Source organism: Lysinibacillus sp. RC46 (assembly GCF_041262385.1).
GTDB lineage: Bacteria > Bacillota > Bacilli > Bacillales_A > Planococcaceae > Lysinibacillus.
Genome location: NZ_JBGCCF010000003.1, coordinates 39,496 through 53,334 on the forward strand (window position 1 = coordinate 39,496; position 13,839 = coordinate 53,334).

Annotated in this window: 14 protein-coding genes; all 14 read right to left on the bottom strand. The window is 38.4% G+C overall.

Annotation, left to right across the window (positions count from 1 at the left end):
- Positions 1 to 11: 11 nt before the first annotated feature.
- The 14 genes from ABH966_RS03860 to ABH966_RS03925 all read right to left on the bottom strand — a co-directional run bounded on the left by ABH966_RS03860 (position 12) and on the right by ABH966_RS03925 (position 13,829).
- Positions 12 to 716 carry a demethylmenaquinone methyltransferase gene (locus ABH966_RS03860; protein WP_370075911.1) on the bottom strand — a complete coding sequence of 235 codons (705 nt, stop codon included), beginning with the start codon at positions 714 to 716 and terminating at the stop codon, positions 12 to 14.
- A gap of 15 nt (positions 717 to 731) precedes the next feature.
- Positions 732 to 1,499: a heptaprenyl diphosphate synthase component 1 gene (locus ABH966_RS03865; RefSeq protein ID WP_370075913.1), complete on the bottom strand. Its 768-nt coding sequence runs from the start codon at positions 1,497 to 1,499 to the stop codon at positions 732 to 734.
- Between the two features lie 574 nt (positions 1,500 to 2,073).
- Complete coding sequence (gene mtrB / locus ABH966_RS03870; protein ID WP_049666799.1) at positions 2,074 to 2,292, bottom strand: trp RNA-binding attenuation protein MtrB; 219 nt, start codon at positions 2,290 to 2,292, stop codon at positions 2,074 to 2,076.
- A gap of 63 nt (positions 2,293 to 2,355) precedes the next feature.
- A complete protein-coding gene (gene folE / locus ABH966_RS03875) occupies positions 2,356 to 2,925 on the bottom strand; it encodes a GTP cyclohydrolase I FolE (RefSeq protein WP_370075915.1) in 570 nt (189 codons plus the stop codon).
- A 480-nt stretch (positions 2,926 to 3,405) separates the two neighbouring features.
- Complete coding sequence (locus ABH966_RS03880) at positions 3,406 to 3,678, bottom strand: HU family DNA-binding protein (protein ID WP_004232618.1); 273 nt, start codon at positions 3,676 to 3,678, stop codon at positions 3,406 to 3,408.
- Positions 3,679 to 3,877: 199 nt separating this feature from the next.
- Positions 3,878 to 5,356 (bottom strand): stage IV sporulation protein A, encoded by a 1,479-nt coding sequence (gene spoIVA, locus ABH966_RS03885; protein ID WP_370075917.1) that lies wholly within the window; start codon positions 5,354 to 5,356, stop codon positions 3,878 to 3,880.
- A gap of 91 nt (positions 5,357 to 5,447) precedes the next feature.
- Positions 5,448 to 6,239, bottom strand: a complete 792-nt coding sequence (locus ABH966_RS03890) for a hypothetical protein (RefSeq protein WP_370075919.1) — start codon at positions 6,237 to 6,239, stop codon at positions 5,448 to 5,450.
- Positions 6,240 to 6,264: 25 nt separating this feature from the next.
- Complete coding sequence (locus ABH966_RS03895; protein WP_370075921.1) at positions 6,265 to 6,474, bottom strand: DUF2768 domain-containing protein; 210 nt, start codon at positions 6,472 to 6,474, stop codon at positions 6,265 to 6,267.
- Positions 6,475 to 6,918: 444 nt separating this feature from the next.
- On the bottom strand, positions 6,919 to 7,935 hold the full coding sequence (locus ABH966_RS03900; protein WP_370075923.1) for an NAD(P)H-dependent glycerol-3-phosphate dehydrogenase: 1,017 nt from the start codon (positions 7,933 to 7,935) through the stop codon (positions 6,919 to 6,921).
- A 195-nt stretch (positions 7,936 to 8,130) separates the two neighbouring features.
- Positions 8,131 to 9,441: a ribosome biogenesis GTPase Der gene (der, locus tag ABH966_RS03905; protein ID WP_370075925.1), complete on the bottom strand. Its 1,311-nt coding sequence runs from the start codon at positions 9,439 to 9,441 to the stop codon at positions 8,131 to 8,133.
- A 237-nt stretch (positions 9,442 to 9,678) separates the two neighbouring features.
- Positions 9,679 to 10,815 (bottom strand): 30S ribosomal protein S1, encoded by a 1,137-nt coding sequence (gene rpsA, locus ABH966_RS03910; RefSeq protein ID WP_370075927.1) that lies wholly within the window; start codon positions 10,813 to 10,815, stop codon positions 9,679 to 9,681.
- 102 nt (positions 10,816 to 10,917) lie between these two features.
- Positions 10,918 to 11,592 carry a (d)CMP kinase gene (gene cmk / locus ABH966_RS03915; RefSeq protein WP_370075929.1) on the bottom strand — a complete coding sequence of 225 codons (675 nt, stop codon included), beginning with the start codon at positions 11,590 to 11,592 and terminating at the stop codon, positions 10,918 to 10,920.
- Between the two features lie 209 nt (positions 11,593 to 11,801).
- Positions 11,802 to 12,461, bottom strand: coding sequence for a flagellar brake protein (locus tag ABH966_RS03920; RefSeq protein ID WP_370075931.1), 660 nt, complete (start codon positions 12,459 to 12,461; stop codon positions 11,802 to 11,804).
- Positions 12,462 to 12,545: 84 nt separating this feature from the next.
- Positions 12,546 to 13,829 carry a PepSY1/2 domain-containing protein gene (locus tag ABH966_RS03925; RefSeq protein WP_370075933.1) on the bottom strand — a complete coding sequence of 428 codons (1,284 nt, stop codon included), beginning with the start codon at positions 13,827 to 13,829 and terminating at the stop codon, positions 12,546 to 12,548.
- Positions 13,830 to 13,839: the final 10 nt, after the last annotated feature.

The following is a 13,839-nucleotide window of genomic DNA, read 5'->3' on the forward strand; positions in this document are numbered from 1 at the left end:
ACCTTCCCCCATTAACGTACTTTTTTTAAGCCCATATGCATTGCCGCAGCACCGCCACTGTATGCTTTGTACGTTACTTTTTCTAAACCTGCCTGCTCAAACAATGCCGCTAATTTCTTCATACCTGGGAAATCATTTGCTGATTCCTGTAGCCAAGAATATTCTTTATAGCTTTTCGCAAATATTTTACCAAATATCGGCATTATATATTTAAAATAAAAACGGAATAGTTGTCGATAGCCTGGAATTTCAGATTGAGATGTTTCTAAACAAACAACCATTCCCCCTGGTTTTACAACACGATTCATTTCCTTTAAAACTTGTAAATAATCTGGTACATTGCGAAGCCCAAAACCAATTGTTGCATAATCAAAAGTATCGTCTGGGAAAGGTAACTCCATAGCATTTCCATGTATTAGCTCGATTTGTGGGTATGGCTTTACCTTTTCCTCGCCAACCTTCAGCATGTTTTTACTGAAGTCTACCCCTTTTACTTCTCCGCCTTCACCAACTGCATTGGCTAATGCAATTGTCCAATCTGCCGTACCACAGCAAACATCTAGAGCCTTCGCTCCAGGTTTTACTGCCATGTGCTTCATCGTATCATTGCGCCAGCCAACATGCATCTGGAAACTAATAACGCCATTCATTTTGTCATAGTTATCCGAAATACTTTCAAATACTTCGTGCACGTGCTCTTCTTTCGTTTTAGCCATTTTGAAAAACCTCTCTTATCCATTAGTAGAAGCAATGGATGCCTCTACACGTGCTTGTAGAGCTTGTTTCACATCACCTTGTAAAAACGATGCATTTTCTATCACCTGTAACAGCTCTGTTTTTAATTGCACAATTTTGTCCTTTATGGCGTTGCCATAGGTCGCTCCAGTATATCTCGCGCTTTCTTCAAGAACTTTACTCATTAAAGATACTTGCCCACGTTGATATGTCGCCAATTCTCTTTCTAAACGCAAGATTAATAAGCTCTTCTCCACAATTGGAATATAATCACCAAATGAATAGAGCTCAAAAAATTTTGAGATTAATCCTGATTCAATGTTAGTTATTGAGACAAACCATTGTTCGATTGATCGTTTTTCTGCCTCATATACTTTAATTTGGTGTTCACAACGTGCCACAATTCCTTGTGACAAATTTCGAATCAATGCGACATTTCCCGACATCGCTAAAATCTCATAATACCGGCCACTATAAAAGTCTCCTGCTAAAACGGTTAGCTGCTGTTCTTTTGATGTGGCATCTAGTTCTTTAATATGATCGTGCGCTGCTAAGGCTGCGTACACAATTCCAACAGTGATTGCAGCTTCTCGTTCATTTTGTTGCCACTCTTCCCCATTAAAAAAGGGAACTAACAAGTAAAATAATTGATTTTCATCGAGCACAGGCATTCCTGTGTATTTTTGCAAAGTTCTATGACGAACATCCATGAAAATCTCTGTTTTTAATTGTGCAATTGAATTTTGAATGTATGTTGCATTCATAGACCTTACTCCATTTCACTTTCAAATACGTTAGTCTTTTCATGACCTAACGCTTGCTTACTGAGTCATTATAGCATACGCGACGATTCGTAATAAAAATTTTTTGCTTTATTCAACATGATAGGCAGAAGAGCTTCCCCGTTAAAAAACAGAAGAAATCCAACTGCCTATCAATTATGCCTCGGCATAATTGCGTCCGGAACCGGCTTTATGTTTAGGCCTGCACGACGCAGGTCAGTTAGCCGTTATCGCATGGATGCGATGATTTTAGGCTAACATCCTATATTGAACTCCTTTCCGATTCAGAACATCCGCCGGAGGCTTTGGGCCAACACGTTGACCACTCAGTCGTGTGTTGCTGCAGTCGCTGCGCTTTCGCACAGCTAAATTGCCACAGAACGTGGTGTTCTTAGACTGAGTTCCTCTATTTCAGCGATGTTCGACACGCTCTATAAGAATCGAATCGAAAACATCATTACTTAGTTTTACACATCTGGTCGATTTATATGTGCCATTACTAATTTGAATAAACATGAAACCATTCATAAGCACTTCTGAATGTAATTTCGTTCTATTACTTTTTAGCTTCGCTATTTATAACACCGTGTGCTGTATGAATCTGTGCTTTCCCACGAATTTTCATGGCAGATGTATGTTCGGTAAATTGAGCAATCATAACTTCGCCTGCATCTAATTTTTCAGAATGATGGAACTTTGTATCTGTACCTCGTGTTAAACCGATTACATGTACGCCATCTTCCTCTGCTTGAATAACAATATAATCTTGTGCCATTGTTTGTACACTCCTTAAATCCGACAAATTCTTAGTCCATCATAACATAATTAGACACTCAATTTAAGACATTTGAATAAATGATAAAACTTCTCTACGTTTTACTTCATCTTCTTCGTAAATACCACGAGCAACCGATGTCACAGTTTTAGATCCTGGCTTCTTAAGTCCTCGCATAGTCATGCACATATGCTCCGCCTCTATCACTACATAAACACCTTTTGGAGAGAGCATTTCCATAATTGTCTCTGCCACGGTGGAAGTAATTCGTTCCTGTAATTGCGGACGACGAGCAATAGTTTCTACTGCACGTCCTAATTTACTTAGTCCAGCAACAATGCCATCGTTTGGTATGTATGCGACATGAGCCTTTCCATAAAAAGGAACTAAATGATGCTCGCACATCGAATAAAACGGAATGTCCTTTACAAGTACTAATTCCTCATGGTCTTCATGGAACACTGTTCTAAAATAATCTTTTGCATCTTCATGTAAGCCACTAAACATTTCCGCATACATTTTTGCTACACGTTTCGGTGTATCGAGTAAACCTTCACGATTTACATCTTCGCCTACCGCCTCTAAAATCATTTTTACTGCTTCTTCTATTTTCAATAAATCAATATTCGACATCCGTGAAACCCTCCTGCGTATCAATACATTACACATTTCCTTATGCATCGTAGCATATCCAAAAGGTAAGCGCAAAACGACTTACTTGATTCAAAAGAAATTCATCGCTATATGAGCAAAATAGCCAATTAATGCTTTCTAATTTGGAGCATATTTTATAACTCACCGTCATAACGTGTGGTTGATTTCCGTTCCGACTAGGCTTTTTCCTGGGGATCAACTTTTAGTGTTGGACCTCAAATAATATTCTATCTACGTTACTTACACTCATGTTTATTGCATCTTTCTATGTATCATTAACTTATTTAGCTATGTACGCAACTCTTCGTAGTGAAGATCAATTATACCTCGGTATAATTGTTGCTGTCGCTTCGCTTTCGCACAGATAAACAATGCGTCGGGAATCGCTGAAAGAAGTTAAAAAGAGCAGCCTCCATGTCATTTACATGAAGACCGCTCTATGTAACTACTAGACGTGTATTATTTTACAGCATCTTTAAGCGCTTTACCTGGTTTGAAAGCAGGTACCTTGCTAGCAGCGATTTCGATTTCTTTACCAGTTTGTGGGTTACGACCTTTACGAGCCGCACGTTCACGTACTTCAAAGTTACCAAAACCAATTAATTGTACTTTGTCACCCTTTGCAAGAGCATCTTGAATTGTATCAAATACAGCTTCAACTGCTTTAGAAGCGTCTTTTTTAGAAAGACCTGCAGCTTCAGCAACAGAGTTTACTAATTCTGTTTTATTCACACCATTCACCTCCTCTCAAAGGGTCATGAACCAATTCTGTAAAAAGATTAACACATTGAAAACCGCTACGCAACTGTATTCATACATGATTATAACCAAAAAATGCGTTTTTCACCCAAAAAACAAAAATAACAGGACTTTTCGCATAAAAACGAAGAGCCCTGTAGTAATTTTTTGTGCTTTATTTTTCATTTTTTCACTACAAAATAAATGTAACTAATCCTCTATCCCCTTCATTCACCATACGTTCAATTGTTTGTCGCATCCGTTTTTTGGCTGTCGCTGGAACGGCATCCATTTTATAGCGTATTCCTTCTTTTAACACTTCATGTAGCGGAGTTCCAAAAAGTTGTGTACTCCATAAAGCTTCACGATCATGTAAATAGGCATGATTTAAATCCTTAAGTAATTGTTGACTATGGAATTCAGAGCCAATTAGTGGCGCGAATTCTGATTCCATATCTACACGAATGATATGGTATGATGGCGCTTTTGCCTTCATACGCACACCATAGAAATTATTTTGTTTAATGAGCTCTGGTGCTGTTGGCTCAAACTCCTGCATCATCGGCAATGTTACGCCATAACCTTTCGAATCTGCTTCACTAATAGCAGTTTTAAAGCGTTTTTGCGCCTCTTTTGCTTCTGCTGCCTCTTTAATAAATAGTAGCCAATCTCGCTTCGTCTCAATCGGCTCATCTAGCCATTCATTGCAAACCGACTTATATAGCTCACCTTGCAATGACACCCGAATAACTGCGGTCCCAACACCAGCATCCACATGCACCACTTCACTCTGGTCAATAAAATCAATGGCTTTAAAGGCATCTGATGCCTGCTGTACATCTCTAATTTTCATAATAGATGACAACACTTCTTCCATCGAATCAATTAATGCAACATTCAATGGGTGTGTTGCATCTAAAACATCTAACCAATCTGGTTTTTCCACTTCAATTGTTCGAATTGGAAATTCAAATAATGCTTCTTGCAAAATATACTGAATATCAGATGCACGCATTTGATCAATTGAAGTAGCAATTACTGGAACATTATAGCGCTCAAATAACTCATTTCGAAGCTGTACCGTTTCCTCTCGTGCTGGCATTTGGCAATTTAATACAATAACGAAAGGTTTTCCAATATCCATTAATTGTTCTACAATTTCCTCTTCAGCCTTTTCTGCCGCACGACGACTTATACCATTTACCGTGCCATCTGTTGTTACAACAATTCCAATATTGGCATGGTCACGAATAACTTTATCTGTGCCTATTTTCGCGGCTTCTTGGAAGGGGATAGGCTCTGTATGCCAAGGTGTATGCACATATTTCGGCCCATTTTCATCCTCATAGCCCTTTGTACCTTCAATGATATACCCAACGCAATCTGCTAAACGAATTTGAAATGACATTTCATCATCACCGACCGCGATACGTGTTGCTTGGGCAGGCACAAACTTCGGCTCAGCAGTCATAATGACTGGCCCCGGCGAACTTTGTGGCAACTCGTCTTGTGCACGCATTCTTTCTGTATCATCCACAATATTTGGTAACACGACCGCTTCCATAACCTTTTTTACAAATGTTGATTTACCTACACGTACTGGACCGACAACACCAATATAAACATCGCCATTTGTGCGCTCTGCAATTTCTCTAAATACTGCTTCACTCAAGGTTTCTGCCTCCTTTATCTACGCTTTTTCACTATATGCGAGCTGATAGATAAATATGAAAAGCTCCTCACAAATGTAAGGAGCTTAGTAACTAATCTTTTTTATTTTTGGATTCAGACTCTTGAATTGCTTTTTCTCTAGCTTTTTCTCTAGCTTTTTTTGCGTCACTATTATAGGCGTCCATAAAATAAATTGGCTCACCTTTTTCATCTACTGTATATGGTAAAGAATAAGCTGGTACTACTGGATATTTATCTACAAGTAGCTGACGAATATCATCTCCAGGCTTCACATTAGGCTTGTCTTCCTTTAGTAGTTGACCCAAATCGATTGAATAGTCCACATGCATTTCACCATCGCCTGTCATAAATATTGGTAATTCGGCACCAGAATAGGGGCTTTTCACAGTTACATCTGTTTTATAGCCCAATTCTTCAAAGTTAATTTGATATACATTATCAGAAGTCGCACCCTTTATCGGTAAATATTGGGTAGCAAGTTTTTGAATATTAATTTCACGAATTCGCTCTGCCGCATTTAAATCTACCAATTTTACTTTAGCTTCATTCTCAGGATCCCAAATAATATACTGGAAAATCCCACCCTTTTCATAGGCGTTCCCTGGAATTTGTGCAAGATATTTAGGCATTAGTCTTTCAAAATCAATTAAATATTTTATATATATATCTGTATCTAGCTCGCTATTTTTAATTGGAACTAGGCCTCCAGTTGCTTCACGGTATTCATCAACCGCACGCTGAACAGCAGCTAACTGGTCAGCATCAGGTACTAATTTCGCCCTTTTTTCATCCTCTGGATATGCACAACCTACTAGAAGCACTGCGGTTACGATTACCAAAAGAAAAGCACTTAGTTTTTTCATGTCACTTCCACCTCATCATTTTTTATCATGGCCATGTTGCTACAATTAGTACCATTAAAAATGTGCCAAGTCCAAACAGTATGTATGCAATTAAATTTACGATTGTACGTAAAAAAACGTTCGAAACCTTATTACGAGCTAAATAAATTAACCCGACAGATATAATCATAAAGCCGATACAATAAAATGATACCCACATTACATCAAGCGCAGGCAAATGTTTTAACGGACCCATTTAAGACAACCACCTTTCTTTAACGTCTCGAAACAATCAAAGTATATTATACTATGTGCTTTCGCTAAAAAGAAATAGTTGTCCTATAACTATCAATCAATTATGCCTCGGCATAATTGCGTCCGGAATCGCCTTTGTGCTTGCACAAAGAACTCCTTTTCGATTCCGTGACATCCGCCGGAGGCTTTAACTTCTTTCAGCGGGTGTTTGGACACTCTCTGAAAAGTAGCTTAAATCCGCATCATACCACCACCTACTGAGGTAGGAGACATCTGCTGAAAGAAGTTAAATGGACAACCTTTATAATTTTATAGATTATTCCATTAGAAGCACACAATAAGGTGTCTCAGTTATTTACTGAGACACCTTATTTATGTCCATTTTATGACAAACCTTATAGATCAGGTATAATGATTACCTATTTTACTCTACAAATATATATTATCAATATATCATGTCATCGATTTCTCGCTTTTTCATACGCATCATTAATGCATCAACCGCTACTTTCGGTTCTATATCACTAAATAGAACACTATATAGCTCAGTAGTTATTGGCATAGCAACATCATATTTCTCTGCTAGTTGATAGGCAGCTTTTGTTGTGCGAACCCCTTCAACAACCATGCCCATTTGGTCTAGTACCTCTGGCAGTTTCATTCCTTGCCCCAGTAAATTACCCGCGCGCCAATTACGAGAGTGCACACTTGTACATGTTACAATTAAGTCTCCCATGCCTGTAAGTCCTGAGAATGTAAATGGATTCCCCCCCATTTTAACACCAAGACGTGAAATCTCAGCTAATCCTCGAGTAATTAGTGCTGCTTTGGCATTATCACCATAATTTAAGCCGTCTGAAATACCCGCAGCTAATGCGATTACGTTTTTTAAGGCGCCACCTATTTCTACGCCAATCACATCTTTGTTTGTGTAGACGCGGAAAAATTGATTCATAAATAAATCCTGTACTTTTTCTGCGGCTTCAATGCTTGCACAAGCGGCTGTAACAGTTGTCGGGTGGTGTAAGACAACTTCCTCTGCATGACTTGGACCTGAAAGTACAACAATCTCTTCTACACATTCAGCTGGTAGACTTTCTGCCAGAATTTCTGAAATTCGTTTTAATGTATCAGGCTCGATCCCCTTCGAAACATGAACAAACAGTACTTTTTTATCGAGTTCTGCTATCATTTTTTCACATACTTCTCGAATAGCCTTAGTAGGCACGGCTACGACAATTGTCTCCGAATGAGCAACTGCCTTAGCAATATCGCTTGTCGCATACAAATTTGTCGGTAGTACCGTTTCAGGTAAATACTTCCTATTTGTATGCAGGTTGTTAATTTCTTCAGCTTGATCTGTTCGATGAGTCCATAGAAGTGTATCATGCCCATTTTCTGCAAGCACCATCGCAAGCGCTGAACCCCATGAGCCTGCCCCTAACACACAAACTTTTTCCATTCAAAAACCTCCCTTGTTTTGAAAAGACAATTCACTCCTATTAGTTACAAAAAATGCTAGAGAAAGGCTTATAACAGTAAAGCTTTCAAAGCAATCTTATTAGTAGACATTAGAAAAATTATTCTTTCCTCTCTTGTAAAAAGACGCCACCCAACAATAATTGTCGGGTTGGCGTATTGTATGTGTATATTTTTCCTAAGCACGAGCACGGGTAATTAAACGAATTGGCGTTCCTTCAAAATCAAATGTTTCTCGAATACGATTTTCTAAAAATCGTTCATAAGAGAAATGCATTAGCTCTGGCTCATTAACAAACACCACAAAAGTAGGTGGCTGTATCGCAACTTGGGTAGCATAGTAGATGCGAAGACGGCGGCCTTTATCAGTTGGTGCTGGGTTGCGTGCCACTGCATCCTCAATCACTTCATTAAGGATAGATGATTGAATACGCATTGCATGGTTCTCACTTACACGTTGTATAATCGGTAAAATTTGATGTACACGTTGCTTTGTATTGGCCGAAACAAAAATAATTGGTGCGTAGTCTAAGAATAAGAAATGCTCGCGAATTTGTTGTGTAAAGACGTTCATTGTTTTTTCGTCTTTTTCAACAGCATCCCATTTATTAACAACAATAACAATAGCTTTTCCTGCTTCGTGCGCATAGCCTGCAATTTTTTTATCTTGCTCTTGGATGCCTTCTTCTGCATTAAGAACAACTAAAACAACATCAGAGCGTTCAATTGCACGTAACGCACGCAATACAGAGTATTTCTCTGTCGTTTCGTATACTTTTCCTTTTTTACGCATACCGGCAGTATCAATAATGACATATTCCTGTCCATCATACTCATAAGGCGTGTCAATAGCATCTCGAGTAGTACCCGCTATATTACTAACAATTACGCGGTCTTGGCCTAAAAATGCATTTACTAACGAAGATTTCCCCACATTTGGACGACCAATTAACGAGAATTTAATAACTTCGTCCCCATATTGATCTTCATCTTCCTTAGGGAAATGTTTTGCACATTCATCCAATAAATCCCCTAAGCCTAAGCCGTGAGAACCAGAAATTGGCCAAGGTTCACCAAAGCCAAGCGCATAGAAATCATAAATCATCTCACGCATGTCCGGGTTATCAATTTTATTCACTGCTAAAACGACCGGTTTTTTTGTTTTGTATAAAATTTTTGCTACTTGCTCATCAGCAGCTGTTACACCTTCACGGCCATTTGTCATAAAGACAATAACGTCCGCCTCATCAATGGCAATCTCTGCTTGTTGACGAATTTGTTCTAAAAACGGTTCGTCCCCAATCTCAATACCACCTGTATCAATAATATTAAAATCATGTGCTAACCACTCTGCCGAACTATAAATACGGTCGCGTGTAACTCCTGGAATGTCTTCCACAATCGATACACGTTCTCCAACGATACGATTAAAAATCGTCGACTTACCTACGTTCGGACGACCTACGATGGCTACTACTGGTTTCGTCATCTGTACTTCATCCTTCCAACTTCTTGTCTTTCGCTATTATACACGAAAAATGCCATTATATCATATCATATCCATAAACGAGCGCGCTATGTACCGTTCTATTCATCTCTCTGGTATTTTTTTCATCATTTCCTCTTAAATTTGGTGGTTCGATGTGGCTCTTTGGCTCTTTGACTCTTCTATCTATTTTCCTCCATAAAAAAGCGAGGACACAAACTGCATCCTCGCATGTCTAGTTTATTTAAAATTTTTCAGTTTATCGCCAATGACATCACCGAAAGAGAAGCCTGTGTTTTCTTCTGGTAATTCATAGTCGACTACTTCCTCTGCCTCAGGGTTTTCAAGTAAATCCTTAATACTTAATGCTAAGCGACCTTCTTCAGCATTAACGTCAAGCACTTTTACTTGTACATCTTGTCCCTCTTTTAGCGCTTCGTGTGGCGTGTTAATATGCTTATGCGCGATTTGTGAAATATGCACTAAACCTTCTACACCTGGGAAAACTTCAACAAATGCTCCAAATGAAGTAAGACGTTTTACTTTTCCATCTAGCACTGTTCCTTTAGCTGCACGCTCTTCGATGTTCGACCAAGGACCAGGAATCGTTTCTTTAATGGATAGCGAAATACGCTCATTTTCTGGGTCTACAGAAAGAACTTTTACCTTCACCTCTTGTCCTTCCGATAAAACCTCGCTCACATCACTCACATGCTCATGAGACACTTGTGAAATATGCACAAGGCCATCAATACCACCAAGGTCAATAAATGCACCAAATGATGCGATACGCTGTACTTTACCATCTAAAACATCGCCAGTTTTAATTTGATTAATAACATCTTTCTTTTGAGAAGCTTTTTCAGCTTCCACTACAGCACGATGTGATAAAATCAAGCGATTTTTTTCTTTATCTAGCTCAACAATTTTAAAGCTAAGAGATTTACCTTTATAGTCTTCAAAATCATCAACAAAGTGGTCTTCTACTAGGGATGCTGGAACGAAGCCACGTACTCCTAAATCAACGACAAGACCGCCTTTAACAATATCTTTTACTTCCGCTTCGAAAATTTCCTCAGCGTTGAATTGTTGTTCAAGTGTATCCCATGCTTTTACAGCATCTACTTTGCGTTTTGATAATACATAGTTTTCTTCTTCAACTTTTGTAATCATCAACTCTAACTCATCTCCAACAGAAATTACGTCAGACGCTTTTTCAATGTGTAAGCTTGATAATTCACTTATTGGTACAATACCGTCAAATGGTGCACCTGGAATTGAAACAGTTACCGCTTTTTCATCAACTTGCTCTGCAATACCTTTGACGATATCACCTTCGTTAAACGTTTGTTCTGCATAGTTCATTTCTTCAGACATATGTAACCCTCCTTCGCATCTTCCCTTACTATTTTATTCGAAATTGAAGATAAAGACAAAAATAAATCCTTTAAATTCAAAAAATGTCTGAAATTTTAGGATTTACACCCTTTTTTCTTGCGCTAATTTTAAAATGGCCTGTGCTGCTTCATCAATTGACAATGCTGTCGTATCTAAAAATACGGCATTTTCCGCTTGAATTAGTGGCGATGCTTCACGCTCGCTATCCATTTTATCGCGCAGGGCAATTTCTTCTTGAAGCTTTTCAATAGAAGATTCGATTCCTCGTTTTTGATTGTCCATAAAACGACGTCTTGCTCTCTCTTCTACAGTTGCGGACATAAAAATTTTTAGTTCTGCAGTCTTTAATACATGCGTAGCAATATCGCGCCCATCCATAACAACACCACCATTAGCCGCAAGCTTTTGTTGCTGTGCTACTAATAGTTCACGTACTTTAGCATGTGCCGCTACTTGTGAAACAGATGAAGTTACCTCATTAGATCGAATTTCTGCCGACACGTTCTTCCCGTCTAAAAAGACAAGTTGTCCTTCAGCAGAAGGCTTTAATTCAATTGTGCTGGATGCTAGCATTTCTGCTAATTTTGTTTCATCATCTAAATGTATGTTTTGTTGCATTGCTTTATACGTCACAGCACGATACATAGCACCTGTGTCGATATAAGTAAATCCAAGTGCCTCTGCAACAATTTTCGCGATTGTGCTTTTCCCAGCACCAGCCGGTCCATCAATCGCAATTTGAATGTTTTTCTTCATATTTTCCCCTACTTTCTAACACACCATATTGTATCATAAAAAAGCCCTCTTTAAGCAGAGGGCTTTCTGAAATCAAAATACTACTTGATTTGAAGGTAATGTAAACTCCCTACAGAAATTTCATGGAATTTCCTACTCACCAATAGAGGTTGGGAAGACCAATCAATTATGCCACGGCATAATTGCGTCCAGAATCGGCTTTGTAAAAATCAAGCATCAAAAGGATTTATTTCTTTACGACGATTCACTAATTGACGTTCAAAACAGAAACGAACAATATGCTGTTGGTCTACATCATCGGTATCTGTTAGTTGAATAGTTGCAATTTTTTTATCATCTTTTTCGTATATACGAACAACCATCGCGTCTGTGACCACGTATTTTACATCCCCATTGGCATATGGTAAAACGATTGTTAGCTGAACCTCATCACCATCTTGGAAAGCAATTGCCCCTTTCAAGATCACTGCCAAACCACCTGCGCTAATGTCCGATGTTACTAGCTGATATTTGTAATCCTTAAACTTTATCGCTACATCCACAGGCGTTTCCACACGTACATATTCACGACGTTGAATTTTGATAAAGTCATCTGCCTGTGGACAATGCAACATAATCATAGGTATATTACCAGCTTTACGTCCAATCACTTCAGTATTGAAAGCAAATGATTGTTTATCCTCCGTGCGAAAAGTTGCTCTAAATTCAGAACCATCTATTAAAAAAGCTGTTTTCTTTGTGGCAACATTTATTGGATAATCGATATAAACAATATTTTCTTTTTGTTCTACAACTTTACAGCGGAATTTTTCAACACTCTCTGTATAAGTTGGTTCTAGTTCTAATTGTGTACCAATTTTTATTTCCATGAGCATCTCCTCGAACACAAATATACATTTATTATCGCACGAGATGCCCAATTTGGCTATATAGACTGGTAGTTTTTTCTTATATTAAGTTAAATATTCCACTTTTAAAACATTGTGATTTTCAGCGTCAATAACAATTCGGAATGTTTCTTGCGCGTTTTTATCACGGACCGCAATTACCTCATAACAAAGACGTTGTTCAAATGAGCCGTTATCTGTATAAATATTTTTCACTTCTTGTACTTTCACATCATCATCGAAGAAAGTTCTCCAATCAATTGGTTTTGGAGTTTGTGGTTTAATCGTCTCTGCCTGAATATATTCCATCGCATTTGCACCAAGTAACTCGCCTGTATCCTTAGCAAGTTTCAATTGCACCCCATCTGCATAAATCAATGCATTATCGCCAGGGTGAACACGTGCAAATGTCACATGCCACGCTTGATGGTTTTCACGAGATTCCACAAATGCAACATCATTCATCCCAAGTCGTTTTACATATTCTTCAGCTTTGTTCATGATTTCATCTTGTGATAGCCTTGCTTCATCTACTGGACGTTCCACTAAATAGGATATTAAATGTCCACCCTTTTCTGTTAGATCGACATATCCTAAACGAATATCTTGGTGGAATTGGATATGATAAAACGGATATGGTGCAGTATCGCTACTTTTCGTCACAGTAAATGTTGCATCTTTTATGATAGGGAATAATTGTTTTACTTTTTCCAATGCTTCTTTTTCAGTAATGACTGAATCTTGTAATGCTTTAAGATCTATTTTTTTCTGCCAATCTGATTCGCTTAATGTAAGCGGGAAGTCTTTTTCACTGTAACCCTTTAATGTCTTTTGTACATTATCAAAAGTCGTATTTGGGTTTTTCGTATCTACTTGTCTTAACCAAACATCCATTTTACCGTTATTTTTATAAAAATCTACTGTTGCAGCTGACCATTCATCTGAAAGTGATTGTAAATTCGTTGAGACTTGTGGCATTTTTTCTCGCCAAGCTTTATAATCACCAGTTTTAGATGTTTTCTTTGCCTCATCTCCTAGACGTCCTAAGTAACTTAGCCAGTCGTTCGACATTTCCTGCCCGATAGGAATATTCGACATGGAAGATCGAACGTCAGAGCTTAGTCGCCAAACGGAATCTAACTCATTGTGAATGGCATTGTCATCCCGAAACAATAGAGATTGTGAAACTGCTTGTTGTAGATGAGATAATTTCTCGGATGCATCCGTTAAATTATCTGTGTACTGAGCTAGCACAGTACGTTGTAAACTTGCATTTTTTCCGTGCATATTAATGCTATATGCCCCTAATCCAATAACTGCCGCAGTGAGTATAACGAGCATAGTTCTCATTTTTTTCCTC

Excerpts from the sequence above, each read along its gene's own strand:
- ABH966_RS03865 (WP_370075913.1), bottom strand. The coding sequence starts at position 1,499 with ATGAATGCAACATACATTCAAAATTCAATTGCACAATTAAAAACAGAG.
- cmk (WP_370075929.1), bottom strand. The coding sequence starts at position 11,592 with ATGAAGAAAAACATTCAAATTGCGATTGATGGACCGGCTGGTGCTGGG.
- der (WP_370075925.1), bottom strand. The coding sequence starts at position 9,441 with ATGACGAAACCAGTAGTAGCCATCGTAGGTCGTCCGAACGTAGGTAAG.
- rpsA (WP_370075927.1), bottom strand. The coding sequence starts at position 10,815 with ATGTCTGAAGAAATGAACTATGCAGAACAAACGTTTAACGAAGGTGAT.
- ABH966_RS03895 (WP_370075921.1), bottom strand. The coding sequence starts at position 6,474 with ATGGGTCCGTTAAAACATTTGCCTGCGCTTGATGTAATGTGGGTATCA.
- folE (WP_370075915.1), bottom strand. The coding sequence starts at position 2,925 with ATGTCGAATATTGATTTATTGAAAATAGAAGAAGCAGTAAAAATGATT.
- ABH966_RS03925 (WP_370075933.1), bottom strand. The coding sequence starts at position 13,829 with ATGAGAACTATGCTCGTTATACTCACTGCGGCAGTTATTGGATTAGGG.
- ABH966_RS03890 (WP_370075919.1), bottom strand. The coding sequence starts at position 6,239 with ATGAAAAAACTAAGTGCTTTTCTTTTGGTAATCGTAACCGCAGTGCTT.
- ABH966_RS03860 (WP_370075911.1), bottom strand. The coding sequence starts at position 716 with ATGGCTAAAACGAAAGAAGAGCACGTGCACGAAGTATTTGAAAGTATT.
- mtrB (WP_049666799.1), bottom strand. The coding sequence starts at position 2,292 with ATGGCACAAGATTATATTGTTATTCAAGCAGAGGAAGATGGCGTACAT.
- ABH966_RS03900 (WP_370075923.1), bottom strand. The coding sequence starts at position 7,935 with ATGGAAAAAGTTTGTGTGTTAGGGGCAGGCTCATGGGGTTCAGCGCTT.
- ABH966_RS03920 (WP_370075931.1), bottom strand. The coding sequence starts at position 12,461 with ATGGAAATAAAAATTGGTACACAATTAGAACTAGAACCAACTTATACA.